Origin of the sequence: Flavobacterium sp. GSA192 (genome assembly GCF_006386525.1) — a bacterium.
In the GTDB taxonomy this organism is placed as follows: domain Bacteria; phylum Bacteroidota; class Bacteroidia; order Flavobacteriales; family Flavobacteriaceae; genus Flavobacterium; species Flavobacterium commune.
Genome location: NZ_VAHC01000002.1, coordinates 147493 through 164430, shown reverse-complemented (window position 1 = coordinate 164430; position 16938 = coordinate 147493). Strand labels below are relative to the sequence as shown.

The window sequence follows — 16938 nt, the reverse complement described above, 5'->3', positions numbered from 1 at the left end:
ATGGAAAAGCCTTTAGTATCTGTAATTATACCAACATTCAATTCTGAAAAATACATTTCAGATACTATTATTTCTGTCCAAAATCAAACGTACCAAAACTGGGAAATGTTATTGGTTGACGACGGTTCGACTGATGAAACCCAAACTATAATTACTACTTTTTTAACGGATAAAAGGATTCAATTTTATCCGTTAGAAACGAATTCCGGAACCGGAGTAGCACGAAATTTTGGGGTTTCTAAGGCTGCCGGAAAATACATTTCGTTTCTGGATGCCGATGATTTGTGGAAACCTGAAAAATTAGAAAAGCAAATCAGTTTCATGCAAAAGCAAAATGTACCATTTACTTTTTCGTTCTACGATTGCATTGACGAGCAAGGAAATTCATTAAATAAAAGGGTAGAAGCACCGCGAAATTTGTCGTATCTCCAATTGTTTTTCTGTAATTATGTGGGGAATCTGACCGGGATTTATGATGTAGAATATTTTGCAAAAATCGGTATTTCTTCCATTCGAAAACGTCAGGATTGGATGCATTGGCTGACCATTTTGAAAAAGATTAAAACTGCAAAACCGGTTCCCGAGAGTTTGGCTTTGTATCGCGTGAGAGATAATTCCTTATCCACTTCTAAAACTGCCTTAATCCAATATAATTTTGCGGTTTACAGGCAATTTCACGGCTTTAATTTGGTAGTTTCCAGCTTGTGTATGATTGGGTTTTTATTTACCCAATTAGCCATAAAACCTTTTTATTCTAAGGAGGGTTAACTATTTTTTGTATCCAATTTTTGTTCTTGGTTTCTGCTCCTCTTTTTTCTCAGTTAACTCATCTAAATAAGAGAAAACCAATTCAATATTTTTGCCTTGATTTTCCAGTTTTTTCTGAATTTGAACAATATCCAATTTCATTTCGGTAGTGTCCAGAAGCATTTGTCTTACTTTGGTAAATATCCTCATGATTTGAATATTCGTTTGAATGGCTTTTTCGCTATTCAAAACGCTAGATAACATTAAAATGCCGTGTTCTGTGAAAGCATATGGAAGATATTTTTGATGGGCGCCTCTTCCTTTCTTTAAGGTCGCAATTTGCGACCTTAAAGAATTGTTCTCATTTTCGGTGAGTTGAAACATAAAATCTTCTGGAAATCTAGTTATATTTCTTTTAACTTGCTCATTAAGTCGTTTATTTTCAATTCCATAAAGTATTGCTAAATCCCTATCCAGCATCACTTTTTGATTTCTAATGTAGTAAATGGTATTAGAAATTGTTTCTTCCGAAAGAATAAGTTTAGAGTCCATCGTTTAATAGTTTATAAATACTAATATACGATTTTATTTACATTATAAAAATGATGTAAACTGTTTGAGTTTTCCTCTAGTGGTTCTTTCTAAAGTATTTTTTCTAATGAATTCAAAATGCAGTTTGGGTTCTAAATATAAAGCTATGGCTTCTTCAATTTTTTGAATTTGTTCTAAATTTAATTCATTTTCACTTACGTATTCAATCTCAAAACTATCTGTTTTTCGTTGTTTGATTATAAATTCTTTGACATTTCCATCATCCTCAATAATGGATTTAGTTACGTAATAAAACGTCAATCCAGGTGATTTTTTACCACTTGGTAAAATCGCAATATCATTGGTTCGACCAATAAGTTGTTTTAAAATGGGTTTTTCTAAAGTACTTCGTTCGTCCAGAATTCCAATATCACCAATATCATAACGAATAAAAGGATGCGCTTTGTTGAATAAAGAAGTTATTACAATGCGACCTTCTTGGCCATAAGGTAAAACCTGATTGTTTTCGTCCAGGATTTCAACAAAAATGGTTTCGGAATTGATTTGCCATTCGCCTTTAGGATTTTCAAAAGCAATTAAATCCAGTTCGGAGGCACCGTATTCATTGACAATTGGAATTCCGAATTGCGTTTCTAATAATTTTCTATCGTCTTCAAAAAGCATTTCGGAGGTGACCATACACACTTTTAAAGTAGGACAAATAGCCGCCAAGATGAGGTTTCGTTTTCGCAAAAATTTGGCAAACAATACAATAGAACTGGTGTAACCGTTGAGATATTCGAATTTTGTATTCTGAAATTTTTTCAGCATTTTTTCTAAAACCACATCTGATAAATCAAAAATTGGAAATCGGAAACGTTTGCTCAAAAAGTCCTTAAAACGTTCTTTTTTGTATCCAATAAAATCCAGCGGAATACCATAAAATCGGGCTTGCAGTGAACGATTAAAATCAATTCCAAACCAACCAAAACGGTACATATTTGAAGCCCAGGTAAGTGCATGGGCATATTTGTCTTTGGCAAAAATAAAAGGTTCACCACTGGAACCTGAGGTTTTGTTAATGTAGCTATTTTTAGTTGTAAAACCTTTTGAAAGTCTGGATTCTAATGGACTTTGGAGATTGGTTTTGTTTAAAACGGGTAAGTCTTCCCAGTTTTTATAGTCTTTAGAACCAACTAATTTTTGATAAAAGGCATTGTTTTCCAAATGAAATTCCACAATAGCTTGTTTCTGATTTTCAATAAATTGCTTTTTTTCGGATGGAGAAAGCGCAACTATTTTGTCCAAATCGGATTTTGCTTTCCTGATCGGGAAAGCATTTAGTTGGAGCGAAAGGTTGAAAATAGAAAACATGTGAGTGTTTATTTCATCAAAAATAATATTCTATCAATAACTAAAGGGGAAGAATCGACAACTTTTTAAAAAATAATTATTTTTTACGTCCAAAAGCAATTATTTTTGCAGCACTCTAAAAATGAGTTTTTGCAACTAAAATTTAAAGACATGAATATATTACTATTGGGTTCAGGCGGAAGAGAGCATGCATTTGCATGGAAAATGGTTCAAAGTCCATTATGCGATACTCTTTTTATGGCACCTGGAAATGCTGGAACTGATGCAATTGCTACGAATGTTGCCATTGCTGTAACCGATTTTGAAGCCATTAAAGCTTTGGTTATCAAGGAAAAGATTGAAATGGTTGTGGTAGGCCCTGAAGATCCATTAGTAAAAGGTATTTATGATTTCTTCCTAAATGATGCAGCCTTAAGTCATATTCCGGTAATTGGTCCGTCTAAATTAGGAGCTACACTAGAAGGAAGTAAAGAATTTGCTAAAGAATTTTTGGTAAAACATAACATTCCAACAGCAGCTTATGATAGTTTTACTGCAGAAACTGTTGAGCAAGGTTGTGCTTTTTTAGAAACATTAGCACCTCCTTATGTGTTAAAAGCCGATGGATTAGCAGCAGGAAAGGGAGTGTTGATTATTCAGGATTTGGCTGAGGCTAAGACCGAATTAAGAAATATGTTAGTAGGTCAAAAATTTGGAGCTGCGAGTTCAAAAGTAGTTATCGAAGAATTTTTGGATGGAATTGAATTGAGCTGTTTTGTATTAACTGATGGTAAAAGTTATAAAATTTTGCCAACTGCCAAAGATTACAAACGTATTGGTGAAGGCGATACAGGATTGAATACAGGAGGAATGGGAGCAGTTTCTCCGGTTCCTTATGTAGATGCAGTTTTGATGGAAAAAATTGAGACACGCATTGTAAAACCTACTATTGAAGGATTCCAAAAAGATGGAATTGAGTATAAAGGATTTGTTTTCATTGGGTTAATCAATGTTAACAATGAACCATTGGTTATCGAATACAATGTGCGTATGGGAGATCCTGAAACTGAAGTAGTTGTTCCAAGGTTGCAATCGGATTTAGTAGAGTTGTTTCAGGCTGTGGCCAACCAAAAACTAGATGAATTCGAATTGAAAATCGATCCTAGAAGTGCTACTACAGTAATGTTGGTATCTGGAGGTTATCCTGAGGATTTTGAAAAAGGGAAAGTAATCAGTGGTTTAGAAAAAGTAGAGAATTCTATCGTTTTCCATGCAGGAACAAAATTAGACAACGGTAATGTGGTTTCTAATGGAGGACGTGTAATGGCTATCACTTCTTATGGAGATTCTTTTCAGGAAGCTTTAGCTCAATCTTATCAAAATGTAGATAAAATTACTTTTGATAAAATGAATTTTAGAAAAGACATTGGTTTCGATTTAGTATAATCGAAACCATATTCAATAAAAAAACGTCCTGATAGCTCTATCAGGACGTTTTTTTTTAAACTTTTCGTTCTATTCTTATTTTAAGAAAGAGTGAGCTGTAGTATCTTGATTTTCAGTTCCTGCATCGTCAAAAATACGTAATTGTTTAATCCAGTAAACAATTGCAGCTGTACAGATAATCATAAAAATCCAGTTTAGTGTATTAGCACCAAACCAAGAAACTAGTTCTAATGAACGTAACCAATCTAATGGTTTGAAAAGAAAATCTACAAAAAGAGATTGTATTCCTTCGAAAAATGCTTTCATGATATAGAATTTTAAATTTTATGAATCGTTTTATAATTGGGTAAATAATTAAAAATTTCATTAACCCAATAAAATTTTAGTATAACTCGTTTCCTTTTTAAACAAGTATTATATTTACAGTCACAAAAGTATAAAATATCCGTATGATTACAAGTGTTTTTAAAAAATCTACACTATTAAATTTTTCTTTGATAGTATTTTTGATATTGTTTTTCGATTTTATATATCAAATTCAGGATTTAGCTTGGTCAAATTCTGCTGTTTTAGTCATAAAAAAAACAGCAATAGGAGTTGTAGTTTTGTTTTCGGGATTGATTACTAATTTTGTATCTAAACGCAACAATATTAGTAAAGACAGTGGTTATAGCCTATTATTCTTTTTGTTATTCTTGCTTTTCTTTCCGACACTTTATGATAACATCAATCTTATTTTTGCCAACTTTTTTATCCTTTTAGCTCTTCGCAGACTGATTTCGTTACAATCTCAAAAATCTTCTAAGGAGAAAATTTTTGATGCTTCTTTATGGATTTTTGTGGCTTCCTTATTCCATTTTTGGTGTATAATTTTTTTAGTATTGGTTTTTATTTCTATTATTTCTCATGTTTCGGGAGATTACAGAAACTGGCTTTTGCCTTTCATTGCTTTTTTTGCCATAGCTATTGTTTTTGCTATGTATTCGTTAGCATTTAATAATGATGCCATCAGTTATATTACCAATGGAATAGAAACTAATTTTAGCATTGATTATTTTACTAATAATTACCAGAATGCAGCCTTGTCTATTTATGCTACGGTGGCTTTATTTTTTGTTATTTCGATGGTCATGACTTTGTCTTCCCGACCATTATTATTGCACGCTTCGTTTAAGAAAATTTTGTTTGCGTTCTTTCTGTCAGCTATTATCTATGTGATTTCTGATAATAAAAGCAACGATTTATTAGTGTTTACCATTGCTCCTTTGGCAATGATGGCGACAGCTCATATCGAAATGCCTCAGTCAAAATTAAACCAGGAATTGGCTTTGGGAGTATTGATGTTGTGTAGTTTATTTGCTTTTTTCTCCCAATTATAATTTGATTCCGTAAGCCAAGTCGCCAGCGTCTCCAAGACCCGGAACTATATAACTATGTTCATTTAGTTTTTCGTCTAAAGCACCAATCCATAAATGACAGTTATCCGGTAAATGTTTTTTCAGATAAGCAATACCTTCAGGAGCGGCGATTGTCACGGCAATATGAATTTTTTTAGGAGTTCCTCTTTCCATCAATCGGTTGTAAACAGCAACAATTGATTGGCCGGTTGCCAGCATGGGATCTACTAGCAATAAGCATTTATCATTAATATCAGCAATGGCCTGATATTCGACTTTGATTTCAAAAAAATCGTCTGTATTTGGGTGAAATCGATAAGCAGAAATAAATCCGTTTTCGGCTTGGTCAAAATAATTTAAAACCCCCAAATGCATACTTAAACCCGCTCTTAAAATCGAACAAAGCACAATGTTATCGGCAATTTGAGTTGTTTTTTTGATCCCAAGCGGAGTTTGAATTTCAATGGTTTTATATTCCAATTCTTTGCTCAATTCGTAAGCCATAATTTCGCCAATGCGTTCTATATTTCGTCTAAATCGCATAGAATCTTTATGGATATTTACATCTCTTATTTCTCCTAAAAAATGATTTAGAATACTGTTTTTTTCTGATAAATGATGGATTTGCATAAGAGAAGATGTTATTTAAGATGAGCTATAGAAAGTTACAATGTAATTTTTTTATAAAAGTATAAAAAGTATCTTTGTCTAAATAAAAAGATAAAGATGTTTTCAAAATTAGCCTATTCCGTTTTTGAACAAAGTATAAAAGATTATCACCAATTTGATAATGTAGATCAACCGATAAACAATCCTTATCCTAAGGAACAGTTTGAGCATTTATTGTACCTAAAAAACTGGATTGACACTGTTCAATGGCATTTTGAAGACATTATTCGTGATCCACAAATTGATCCTGTTGCGGCTTTGACTTTGAAAAGAAGAATTGATGCTTCTAATCAGGAGCGTACTGATATGGTAGAATATATTGATAGTTATTTTCTCCAAAAATACAGCAAAGTAGTTGTAAAAGACAATGCTAAAATTAACTCAGAAAGTCCAGCCTGGGCATTTGACAGATTATCAATTTTAGCTTTAAAAATTTACCACATGGCTGAGGAAGCCAATCGTGCAGAGGCTTCGCAAGAACACAGAGACAAATGTCAGGAAAAACTAAACGTACTATTAGAACAAAGAACAGATTTATCAACAGCCATTGATGATTTGTTGACTGATATTGAAAATGGAGATAAATTCATGAAAGTGTACAAGCAAATGAAAATGTACAACGATGACGAATTGAATCCGGTTTTATACCAAGGAAAGAAATAATTGAAAAGTCAGTTGACTCCAAAAATAAAGCATATCGCCGTCATGAGACTCTCCGCAATGGGAGATGTCGCCATGACGGTTCCTGTTTTACGAGCCTTTGTAAAACAGCATCCTACCGTTCAAATTACGGTGGTTTCCCGACCATTTTTCAAGCCTTTTTTTGACGGAATTCCGAATCTCTCTTTTTTGGCTTTTGATGAAAAAGAACGTCATAAAGGTTTTTTAGGTTTACTGCGTTTGTTTAATGAATTGAGACAATTAAAAATCGACGCTTTTGCCGATTTGCATAATGTACTTCGCTCTAAAGTTGTGAGAACACTTTTTGCTTTAAGCGGAAAAAAAGTAGCCGCCGTTGACAAAGGGCGTGAAGCTAAAAAAGCATTAACCGCTCTTGAAAACAAGGTTTTTAAACAACTCCCAACAATGTTTGAGAACCATACTCAGGTATTTGAAAAATTAGGTTTTGCCATTGATTTATTGAATCCTGAATTTCCTAAAAAAGCGGTTTTAAGTGCTGAAATTATTTCGATAATAGGTGAAAACAATCAGAAATTAATCGGAATTGCTCCTTTTGCACAATATGATTCTAAAGTATATCCTTTGGATTTAATGCAGGAAGTGATTTCGAGATTAGCAGAAAATAAAAATCATACTATTTTGCTTTTTGGCGGAGGAAAAAAAGAAATTGAAATCTTAGATTCTATTTCGTCTTCATACGAAAACGTCATCAATATGGCGGGAAAAATCAAATTTCAGCAGGAATTAGAACTCATCAGCAACCTCGATGTAATGCTTTCCATGGATTCCGGAAATGCACATATTGCGGCCATGTTAGGGGTAAAAGTAGTCACACTTTGGGGTGCTACACATCCTTTTGCTGGATTTTCACCTTTTAATCAACCACTGGAAAACGCCTTGGTTTCCGATAGAAATTTGTTTCCTAAATTACCCACTTCTGTTTACGGGAACAAAAAAGTTGAAGGTTATGAAGATGCTATGCGAACAATTACAGTTGATTCAATTGTAAAAGTTTTAAATTAGTGTAAACAAGTATATTGTACTTTTTCCAGGTTTTACAGGACTTTACAGTTGTGTTTTTTGAAAGAATAACTTTACCAATAATTTAACAAATAGCTTTTGATTTATAAGTGTAAAAAATACTATTTTGGCTCTCTTGTGAGTTAGGTCTTACGACTCAGGGTGTAATACTATAAAAAAGAACTATTTATGCAAAGAATTACCGGATTAATTACAATTTTGTTTTTTTTCTCTTTTTCAGCTTTTTCTCAAAAAGCCAATATTTCGGGTGTTTTAACCGATGGAAATGACAAAACAGCCGTTCACAATTCGGTCGTGGCGTTATTAACTCCAATAGATTCTATTCTGTACAGATTTACCCGATCGGACAAAGAAGGAAAATTTAATCTAAAAAATGTAAAACCGGGAAATTACATACTGATGACTTCTCATAATCAATATGCGGATTATGTTGATGAAATAATGGTTAATGAAGGCGAAAAAAAATTGGGAACTATCGCTTTGAAAAATAAAATAGAACTGCTTCGAGAAGTAATTGTAAAGTCGGGTTCAATCAGGATTAAAGGAGATACTACCAGCTACAGAGCAAGTGATTTTAAAGTGGATGCTAATGCCAACGTTGAAGAATTACTTAAGAAATTGCCCGGAATTCAGGTGGATAAAAACGGAACTATAAAAGCCATGGGAGAGACCGTCCAAAAAGTATTGGTTGATGGCGAAGAATTCTTTGGTGATGATCCGGGTATGGCTGTTAAAAATTTACGGGCGGATGCAGTGAAAGAAGTTCAGGTTTTTAACAAAAAAAGCGATCAGGCTGAGTTTACAGGAATAGATGATGGCAATTCTAAGAAAACAATCAATCTGAAATTAAAAGAAGATAAGAAGAAAGGGTATTTTGGTAAAATTGATGGAGCCAATCAGCCGTTTACAGATGCCGATTCCAGATACAACAGCAATCTGATGTTTAGCAGTTTTAAGGGGAAAAGAAAGCTTTCGGCATTTTTATTAAATGGAAATACAGGTCAGGATGGTTTGAACTGGGAGGACAGCGAGAAATTTGGAGCTCGTGAGAACAATTTCAGTATGAATATGGACGACGACGGAAATGTAAATTATGAATGGGTAGGAGGTAATAATGATGGAGAACCTTATATTAATACTCAAAATGGTTTTATCAAAAACACCAATGCCGGTTTGCAGTACAGCAATAAATGGAATGATAAACAAACGCTGAATGTATCGCCAAAATTCAATAAGCAAATTTACACTAATAACAACAGTAGAATTTCGCAAACACAGGTGGGAGATACTCAGCTAAATGAAGACAGAACCACGGTAACTAATGTTGACAGGAGTAATTTTAAACTCAATGCTACTTACGATGTAAAATTAGACTCGCTAAATTCAATAAAATTTACAGCCAGAACTAATTTTTATAATACGGAAAGCGATGAATTTACAGATGGAATTACTACCGGAAATGATGGAGTTTTAAAAAATAAACAGCAAAGATTGTTTACTACAAATTCGGATAAATCCTCTTTGTATGCCGGTATGTTGTTCAAACATAAGTTTGCCAAAGCCCGACGTACATTTTCTGTAAATAGCAGTTGGAGTCTTTTGAATACCAATTCAAATAATTTTTTAAAGTCTTCTAACGAAAGTTATGTTGATGGAGTTCTTGATTCTAAAGTGGATGTGGATCAAAATAAAATAGGCGATCGTTCCAATCAAAATTTTTCAGCCAATTTTACTTATTCGGAACCCATTGCTAAACAATTGTCACTTCAGTTTGCTTACCAAATTGCTTTTGATAAGGGAAAAAACAATTATTTCACCTATGATTATTCCGAAGATACAGGTAAATATGATGAAATAGTGACTTCGTTATCCAATCAGTTTGAGCAAACAGTAATTACCCAGAGACCCAATTTAAAGTTGAGTTACAATGCTAAAAAAATCAATTACAGTATTGGAAGTGGTTTTGGATTTACAACTTTCGATTTGTTAGATAAAACGATGGACAAACAATACAAACGCAATTATACTAACTTTTTTCCTTCGGCAAGTTTCTCCTACAGGTACAAAAGCAACAGCGACTTACGTGTGAATTATCAGGGAGCAACCCGTCAGCCTACTCTGGAACAATTACAGCCTTTGACAAACAATCAGGACTTTTTTAATCAAACTTTAGGGAATCCGGATTTAAAACAGTCTTTTACCAATAGTGTAAACATTTATCAGAATAGTTATGATATGCTGACCGAAACTCAAATTTATCAGGGGCTTTCTTTTAGTACAACGAGCAATTTAATTACTTATAGCAGAGTGATAGATCCGGAAACAGCCAAAACAGTTTCCAAACCAATAAACACTAATGGCAATTTTTCAGGAAATTTCTATTTTGGATATGGATTTAAGGTAAAAAAGATAAACTTAAATGTTAATCTTAATCCATCCGTTAATTACAGTAAAACAGTACTTAGCATTAATGATAAAATAGGTAATTCTAAGAATTTAAACACAGGATTTGGCGTTTATTTATACAAATCAAAAGAAAAGAAATACGATCTTAGTTTAAGTAACCGATTTTCGTTTAATCGAAACAGTACCACTCAAAATGATGAAATCAAATCGTTTAACACCAATAATTTGAATCTGGATATAGGAGTTTATTTAGATGAAAAATGGAAACTATCAACCGATTATAATTTGAATACCCGACAAAAAACAATCGATTTTCAGGATAATTTAACTAATCAGTTGTGGAATGCAAGGTTACAGCGTACTTTCAAAAAAGACGAGTTTACAGCTTATATTTTGATAAGGGATATTTTAAATCAAAATATAGGAATTCAAAGAAATGTTTATGAAAACACCATTAGTCAGGAACAAAACGACAGACTCAAAAGATATGTCATGGTAGGTTTTACATGGAATTTTAAAAACGGTGGCGGAACATCCCAAAAATAAATTCAAAGACAATTTCACAACTCATAACTTATAAACGATGAAAACAATATATTTTTTTATAACCGCACTCATTTTTACAACTACCATAAGAGCGCAGCAATTTGTAGATAAGGCTGTAATTGAATATGAGGTAAGTACCAATCTCAAAAAAACAATGAGTAATGATAGTTGGGACGAAATGATGAAAGACAATCTTTCTGATCTTAAAATTTCTTATTTCAACTATACTTTTGAAGACAATAAAAGCATATTCAAATTTGACAGATGGAACCCAAAAACAAGAATTCCAAAATACTACAAAGAGGTCGATGAAGAAAATATTTGGTATTTTGATTTTACTTCCGGGACAATGAACATGCAAAAACAGATTGTTGGAACTAATTTTGTTATAGCCGATAGTATTCCAAAAATTGAATGGAAAATTACCAATGAAAACAGAGAAATAGCCGGATATAATTGCCGAAAAGCCGTTGGCAAAATAATGGACGACGTATATGTATTTGCTTTTTACACGGATGATATTACCATTTCGGGCGGTCCCTGTTCTATCAGTGGTTTGCCAGGTATGATTTTAGGGCTTACCATACCACGATTATATACTTCTTATATTGCGACTAAAGTTGATGTGACTTTTGCTAATGCAGCTGATATAAAACCCATCGCAGCCAAAAAGACCTATGATTTTGTAGGACTGAAAACATTGATTGAAGAAAAAACAAAGGAGTGGTTCAGCTATGGCGAGGATAAAGAAGAAAACAAAAGGCAAAAAAACATGTTTTTGTGGAATGCGTTTCTTTAGTAAATTCTAAATAAAAAAATTCCAAATCTCAGTTTTTATACAATTGGGATTTGGATTTTTACTTATAAATAAATCTTCTCATCCCTACATCTATCATAAATATAATTCTTTAGATTCGAAATAGTTTCCTGATAATCAGGTGGAGGATAACCAAAGCGTTCGTGTTCCATTTGCTCTTTTTCGACGGCATTACAGCCTTTAATGACTTCTTTAATCATATCGAGCATAGGGAGTTCTTTATTGTCAGTTTTTTGAAATTTAAACTCAACAATTTCGTCTTGCAATTGCTCGCAATAATCTATAAGTTGTATTACTTCTGGTTCATCAAGAAGCGATGGATTGTTCTTAAATATTTCTCGAATGGATTTCATGGTATGAAGACTTGAAAAGGATTTGTTTTTATAATTTTTTTAGAATGGCAGATCATTTACATCATTAATTTTATCAATATCATTTTGTTCTGGTATTGTTAAAAAATCAGATATAGGACAATTAAATTCTTCAAGATATGGAGGAAGTCCAATATAATTTTTTGCGAAATTACAAATCTCAGTTAGTTCTTCTTCGTTTAATTTAAACCATTCTTTTCGGTATCTATTTTTTTCTAATTTTTCATGAATAAGTTTTTCTAATTTTCTACAACTTTCTGTTTCAAAAAATTCATATAAGGTAAACTCAAAAGGATTTCCAGTTTCAAATTGTTTTATTCGTTGATTGATATTTTTTGTAATACCAATTTTAAATAAGTTAGAATTATTTGTATGAATTATATATAAACCTAATTTATTTTTACTTTTTTCTGATATGATACAATGCATAATGTTACCTTGACAATATTTTTTCCCATCTTTCCATACTATCATTGGTTCATCTAACTTGATAATCTCAAATCCATTTTTTATTAGCATTTCATTTGAAGGAAAGTATTCATTTTCATCATGATCTTCAAAAATGACTTCACATATTTTAGTTGCTTCAACATCTTCCAAATCATATCCCTCCATACTAACAAAAAATTTTTCAGCTAAATATTCATCATAAGCAATTACAAACCAATTTTCGTGATTGTCGTTAGTTTTTAACCAATAAAAATTTTTATTATAAATGTCCATGGCTGTTAGGAATTTAAATAATTTATTAAACGCATGTGTGACTTCTAATGTTTTTATAATTTAACTTAAAGTCAATAAAATTATATTTCATAGTCTAGTCTCTGCTAATATAAGAAAAACCCCAACATCCCTAAAACAAAAAAACTTCCCTTTTCAGAGAAGTTTTAGTTATTGAGTTTTAGAATTTAACTACTAAACATCATCAAAATCCACATAAATAGTATCCGATGTTGGATGTGCCTGACAGCTCAGGATTAAACCTTCGGCAATTTCTTTATCGGTAAGGATGGAGTTTTTCTTCATTTCGGCACTTCCTTCGGTTACGCGACAAAGACAGCTGCTGCAAATTCCGCCCTGGCAAGAATATGGAGCATCGATTCCTTGTTTTAAGGCTGCTTCCAGAATGGTTTGTTTTTGGGACATTTCGAACGAAGTTTCTTCATCGTCCACCATAACGGTAATTTTTGAGTGTCCGCTCAAATCTTTGATTTCATTTTCAAAAGCCGAAGCTGTAAAAAGCTCAAACTTTATAGCCGAATCTTTTACGTTTTTCTCTTTTAAAATGCCAGATACGGTATCAATCATTTGTTCAGGACCACACAAATAGAATTTTTCAAATTCTATGGCAGCGTGTTTGTTGTTCAAAACATAATTCACTACCGATTTGTCAATTCGACCAAATAAAGCTTCATCAGCCTTAGCCTGGCTATAAACATAATGAACTAATAATCGGCTTACATATTGCAGGTGTAAATCGTGTAATTCCTGGTGAAAAATGGTTTCTTCGGGCGATTTGTTTCCGTAAACCAGCACAAAAGAACTCTTAGGTTCACTTTTTAAAACCGATTTGATGATAGATAAAACAGGCGTAATTCCGCTTCCGGAAACGAAGGCCACATAGTTTTTTTGTCGGTTAGTATCAGGTTCAAAAGTGAATTTTCCTTCTGGTTTTCCTACTTCAAGGACATCGCCTGCCTTTAGTTGGCTATTGGCAAATTGAGAAAACAAACCATCTTTAACGGCTTTCACAGCAATGCGCAATTCGCCACTTTCAGGCGAAGAACAAATGGAATACGCACGACGAATTTCTTTTCCGTCCAATGTTAATCGGATGTTTACGTATTGTCCCGCGATGAATTTATAGTTGTCTTTTAATTCTTCAGGTACATTAAAAAGGATAGAAACAGCAGCGACAGTTTCTCTTTTAACCTCTTTTATAATGAGTTTAAGAAAATTTGGCATGTGATATAATTTTTTACAAAAATAGAAAACGCTACATAATTAAGATACTGAATTTGTGGAATATTTTGCGGAATCATTAATTTTGATTCCCTAAAACAAGCTTATCTGAAAGTTCAGTTTCAAAAAAGTAGCTTTTTTACTAGTCTTAATTTTTTGTTATTGTATTTAAACAGTTGATTTTGATTTTTTTGAGAATTTAGATAAGAATTTTAAAAGTGTATTTTGATTAATTTCAAAACTACTCAAAAGCTTTTCCGGCTTTAAATTTAAATATTTCAAAAAGAAACGTATTTTTACCAGTCATTATACTAAAAAAACTTTTTAAAAGTTTAATGATAAAACCAGCGAATCATTGAAAACCAACAAAATTAAATATTCAATTCCCTTAGGGTGTTTGTGTATTTTGGTAGCTTGTTCTACCAGGAATGATACTTTTTTGGCTCGAAATTCACATGCTTTAAGTACAAAATATAACATTTTGTACAACGGTCAAATAGGATTAGACAAAGGAATTAAAGGTATTGAGGCCAGCAACGAAGATAATTTCTGGGAGCGTTTGTCTATTGAACCCATGCACATCAATGAAGATATTGTAGTAGATACCACAAAAAATGCCGATTTTAAATTGGCAGAAACCAAAGCGACCAAGGCCATTCAAAAACATTCGATGAACATTGGCGGTCGGGAACGCAATTCTCAAATTGACGAAGCGTATTTATTGTTAGGAAAATCCCGTTACTACGATCAACGATTCATTCCGGCACTGGACGCTTTTAATTATATTTTATACAAATATCCTAACAGCAGCCGAATAGAAGAAGCTAAAATTTGGCGTGAAAAAACCAATATGCGTTTAGGCAACGATGCTTTGGTGGTGAAAAATATCAGCAAAATGCTCAAAGACCACAAACCTAAAAAACAGGTTTTGGCTGATGCCAATGCGCTTTTGGCGGCTTCTTTTTTAAATTTAGAAGAAAAAGACAGTGCGATTGTTACATTAAAAAAAGCCGTGATTTTTACCAAACGCAATAATGAAAAAGCCAGATACCGTTTTATTTTGGGGCAATTGCATGAGGAAATGGGTCAAAATGAAATTGCAAAAGAGTATTATCAGGCGGTGATTAAGATGAATCGTAAATCAGACAGGAAATACATGATGCAATCACAGGCCAGATTAGCTGCATTGTTTGATTATCAAAATGGTGATAAAATGGTCTTTGATGAGAAATTCCATAAATTGTTAGAAAACCGTGAGAACCGTCCTTTTTTGGATGTTTTAAATTACCAGATGGGTGTTTTCTATGACAAGCAAGGCAAGGACGAAAGGGCTTTAGAATATTACAATGCTTCTTTAAAAAAGGCTCAATCCGATAATTATTTAATAGCGTCCGATTACAGAAATATAGGAAACATGTATTTTAAAAATGCACGTTATCCGCTTGCGGCTAAATATTACGACAGTACTTTGGTAAAACTGAATCCTAAAACCAGAGAGTTTATTCACATTGAAAAAGTGCGTAAAAATCTCGATGAAGTAATTTTCTATGAAGACATAGCTACCAGAAACGACAGTATTCTACATGTAGTTTCCTTACCTGAATCCGGGAAAATAGCCTATTTTGACGGTTACATAGAGAAGTTAAAAAAATCAGATGAAGCCAAAAGAATTTTAGAGGAGAAAGAAGCCGAAAAGCAAAAAAATATCGAAAGAAACAGTCAGTCTTCGGTTGCTGATGCTGCTAAATCAGCTAATCCTGCTGCTAAAACGCCATTTGCTCCGCCATCTATGGCGAGCATTCAAACAGAAAACAGCTTTTATTTTTACAATCCTTCTACGGTGTCTTTTGGGAAAATTGCCTTTAAGAAAAATTGGGGGAAACGCGTTTCAACAGGATTTTGGAGAGTTAGTTCCTCAATTAATTTGAATCCGAATAATGCAATTGCTAACGATTCACTTAGCGTTCAGGAACAGGAAGTAGTGGCTGAGAAAGTTTCGAAAGAAAAAGAAGTTGAACCTAAATACACGGCTGATTTTTATTTAAAACAGCTTCCCGTAGCAGTGACAGCTATTGACAGCATTGCCAAAGAGCGCAATGATGCTTATTATCAGTTAGGTGTTATTTATAAGGAAAAGTTCAAAGAATATGATTTGGCTGCAAAAAAATTGGAACAATTATTAGCCAATCAACCCGTAGAAAAATTAGTACTTCCTAGCTTATATAATTTGTATAAAATTTATCAAGTTACAAATAATGAAAAAGCTGAGGAAATCAGGAACAAAATTATAAGTCAATATCCAAATTCGCGGTATGCTCAAATTTTAAACAATTCGAATGTGATAGTTGAGGAAGGAAGTCCCGAGGAGGTTTATAAAAAACTATATCAGCAATACAACAACGAAGAATTTGATGCTGTTTCGGCCAAAGTGGACGGATTAATCAATCAGTTTTCGGGTGAAGAAGTGGTACCTAAATTTGAACTTTTAAAAGCCAATACCATTGGAAAACAAAAAGGATTAGTTGCTTATAAAACTGCATTGGAATTTGTGGCAGCGACTTATCCAAATACCGAAGAAGGTAAAAAGGCACATAGCATTCTGGCAGAGCAAATACCGTCATTAGAACAAATGGATTTTGATTTTAAAGAGTCCACTCATTGGAAGATATTGTATCCGGTAGCTCTAAATGCTGCTAATGATAAAAAAACAATAGAGGAAAAAATCAGTAAGTTTATTAATGCTGAGAATGCTCAAAAATTAAATCTGGCTTATAATTCCTATGCTGAAAACCAGGGATTTGTAATCGTTCAGGGTATTTCCACACAGGAATATGCCACGAGTGTAGCAGGAGTTTTAAAAGAAAATCCAAGTTATCAAATCACAACTGTTCCTATAATTATTTCGAACGAAAATTATAAAATAGTTCAAATCAAGAAAAATCTAAACTCATATTTAGAAGCCAAAAAATAA

General features: G+C 33.0%; 15 protein-coding genes. 8 read left to right on the top strand and 7 right to left on the bottom strand.

Features of this window, described 5'->3' with window-relative positions; all coding sequences use genetic code 11:
- Positions 1–768, top strand: a complete 768-nt coding sequence (locus FDM27_RS04795) for a glycosyltransferase family 2 protein (protein WP_071184352.1) — start codon at positions 1–3, stop codon at positions 766–768.
- On the opposite strand, the gene FDM27_RS04790 is transcribed toward FDM27_RS04795, so the two are convergent.
- Both FDM27_RS04790 and FDM27_RS04785 read right to left on the bottom strand, forming a co-directional pair.
- Entirely contained in the window at positions 769–1299 is a 531-nt protein-coding gene (locus FDM27_RS04790; RefSeq protein ID WP_140485403.1) for an ORF6N domain-containing protein, read from the bottom strand.
- A 42-nt stretch (positions 1300–1341) separates the two neighbouring features.
- Positions 1342–2652, bottom strand: a complete 1311-nt coding sequence (locus tag FDM27_RS04785) for a phenylacetate--CoA ligase family protein (protein WP_140485402.1) — start codon at positions 2650–2652, stop codon at positions 1342–1344.
- 150 nt (positions 2653–2802) lie between these two features.
- Between FDM27_RS04785 and purD the strand changes: the two genes are divergently transcribed.
- The gene (gene purD / locus FDM27_RS04780) at positions 2803–4077 is read left to right on the top strand and encodes a phosphoribosylamine--glycine ligase (protein ID WP_140485401.1); all 1275 of its coding nucleotides are present in this window, start codon (positions 2803–2805) and stop codon (positions 4075–4077) included.
- A 75-nt stretch (positions 4078–4152) separates the two neighbouring features.
- On the opposite strand, the gene FDM27_RS04775 is transcribed toward purD, so the two are convergent.
- Positions 4153–4383 (bottom strand): DUF6341 family protein, encoded by a 231-nt coding sequence (locus FDM27_RS04775; protein WP_071184348.1) that lies wholly within the window; start codon positions 4381–4383, stop codon positions 4153–4155.
- A 143-nt stretch (positions 4384–4526) separates the two neighbouring features.
- Here FDM27_RS04775 and FDM27_RS04770 point away from each other — a divergent pair, with 143 nt between their 5' ends.
- The gene (locus FDM27_RS04770; RefSeq protein ID WP_140485400.1) at positions 4527–5456 is read left to right on the top strand and encodes a DUF6427 family protein; all 930 of its coding nucleotides are present in this window, start codon (positions 4527–4529) and stop codon (positions 5454–5456) included.
- Here the strand turns inward: FDM27_RS04770 and upp are convergent.
- The gene (gene upp, locus FDM27_RS04765; RefSeq protein ID WP_140485399.1) at positions 5451–6104 is read right to left on the bottom strand and encodes a uracil phosphoribosyltransferase; all 654 of its coding nucleotides are present in this window, start codon (positions 6102–6104) and stop codon (positions 5451–5453) included. The genes FDM27_RS04770 and upp overlap by 6 nt on opposite strands.
- Before the next feature lie 96 nt (positions 6105–6200).
- Between upp and FDM27_RS04760 the strand changes: the two genes are divergently transcribed.
- From FDM27_RS04760 to FDM27_RS16025, 4 genes are all read left to right on the top strand, one after another.
- Entirely contained in the window at positions 6201–6806 is a 606-nt protein-coding gene (locus tag FDM27_RS04760) for a DUF4254 domain-containing protein (RefSeq protein WP_140485398.1), read from the top strand.
- Positions 6807–6848: 42 nt separating this feature from the next.
- A complete protein-coding gene (locus tag FDM27_RS04755; protein ID WP_140485397.1) occupies positions 6849–7847 on the top strand; it encodes a glycosyltransferase family 9 protein in 999 nt (332 codons plus the stop codon).
- Positions 7848–8033: 186 nt separating this feature from the next.
- Positions 8034–10817, top strand: a complete 2784-nt coding sequence (locus FDM27_RS04750) for an outer membrane beta-barrel protein (protein ID WP_140485396.1) — start codon at positions 8034–8036, stop codon at positions 10815–10817.
- A 37-nt stretch (positions 10818–10854) separates the two neighbouring features.
- Positions 10855–11616, top strand: a complete 762-nt coding sequence (locus FDM27_RS16025; protein ID WP_181161634.1) for a GLPGLI family protein — start codon at positions 10855–10857, stop codon at positions 11614–11616.
- A 62-nt stretch (positions 11617–11678) separates the two neighbouring features.
- Here FDM27_RS16025 and FDM27_RS04740 read toward each other — a convergent pair whose 3' ends face one another.
- The 3 genes from FDM27_RS04740 to FDM27_RS04730 form a co-directional block, all read right to left on the bottom strand.
- Positions 11679–11987 (bottom strand): hypothetical protein, encoded by a 309-nt coding sequence (locus FDM27_RS04740; RefSeq protein ID WP_140485394.1) that lies wholly within the window; start codon positions 11985–11987, stop codon positions 11679–11681.
- Positions 11988–12026: 39 nt separating this feature from the next.
- Complete coding sequence (locus tag FDM27_RS04735) at positions 12027–12728, bottom strand: GIY-YIG nuclease family protein (RefSeq protein WP_140485393.1); 702 nt, start codon at positions 12726–12728, stop codon at positions 12027–12029.
- A 192-nt stretch (positions 12729–12920) separates the two neighbouring features.
- Positions 12921–13970, bottom strand: coding sequence for a ferredoxin--NADP reductase (locus FDM27_RS04730; protein ID WP_071184339.1), 1050 nt, complete (start codon positions 13968–13970; stop codon positions 12921–12923).
- A gap of 352 nt (positions 13971–14322) precedes the next feature.
- Here FDM27_RS04730 and FDM27_RS04725 point away from each other — a divergent pair, with 352 nt between their 5' ends.
- Positions 14323–16938, top strand: coding sequence for a tetratricopeptide repeat protein (locus FDM27_RS04725; protein ID WP_140485392.1), 2616 nt, complete (start codon positions 14323–14325; stop codon positions 16936–16938).

What these genes read in the sequence shown, in the direction of transcription:
- FDM27_RS04740 (WP_140485394.1), bottom strand. Translation starts at nt 11,987, where the DNA reads ATGAAATCCATTCGAGAAATATTTAAGAACAATCCATCGCTTCTTGAT.
- upp (WP_140485399.1), bottom strand. Translation starts at nt 6,104, where the DNA reads ATGCAAATCCATCATTTATCAGAAAAAAACAGTATTCTAAATCATTTT.
- FDM27_RS04775 (WP_071184348.1), bottom strand. Translation starts at nt 4,383, where the DNA reads ATGAAAGCATTTTTCGAAGGAATACAATCTCTTTTTGTAGATTTTCTT.
- FDM27_RS04760 (WP_140485398.1), top strand. Translation starts at nt 6,201, where the DNA reads ATGTTTTCAAAATTAGCCTATTCCGTTTTTGAACAAAGTATAAAAGAT.
- FDM27_RS04795 (WP_071184352.1), top strand. Translation starts at nt 1, where the DNA reads ATGGAAAAGCCTTTAGTATCTGTAATTATACCAACATTCAATTCTGAA.
- FDM27_RS04790 (WP_140485403.1), bottom strand. Translation starts at nt 1,299, where the DNA reads ATGGACTCTAAACTTATTCTTTCGGAAGAAACAATTTCTAATACCATT.
- FDM27_RS04730 (WP_071184339.1), bottom strand. Translation starts at nt 13,970, where the DNA reads ATGCCAAATTTTCTTAAACTCATTATAAAAGAGGTTAAAAGAGAAACT.
- FDM27_RS04735 (WP_140485393.1), bottom strand. Translation starts at nt 12,728, where the DNA reads ATGGACATTTATAATAAAAATTTTTATTGGTTAAAAACTAACGACAAT.
- FDM27_RS04785 (WP_140485402.1), bottom strand. Translation starts at nt 2,652, where the DNA reads ATGTTTTCTATTTTCAACCTTTCGCTCCAACTAAATGCTTTCCCGATC.
- FDM27_RS04770 (WP_140485400.1), top strand. Translation starts at nt 4,527, where the DNA reads ATGATTACAAGTGTTTTTAAAAAATCTACACTATTAAATTTTTCTTTG.
- purD (WP_140485401.1), top strand. Translation starts at nt 2,803, where the DNA reads ATGAATATATTACTATTGGGTTCAGGCGGAAGAGAGCATGCATTTGCA.
- FDM27_RS16025 (WP_181161634.1), top strand. Translation starts at nt 10,855, where the DNA reads ATGAAAACAATATATTTTTTTATAACCGCACTCATTTTTACAACTACC.
- FDM27_RS04755 (WP_140485397.1), top strand. Translation starts at nt 6,849, where the DNA reads ATGAGACTCTCCGCAATGGGAGATGTCGCCATGACGGTTCCTGTTTTA.
- FDM27_RS04750 (WP_140485396.1), top strand. Translation starts at nt 8,034, where the DNA reads ATGCAAAGAATTACCGGATTAATTACAATTTTGTTTTTTTTCTCTTTT.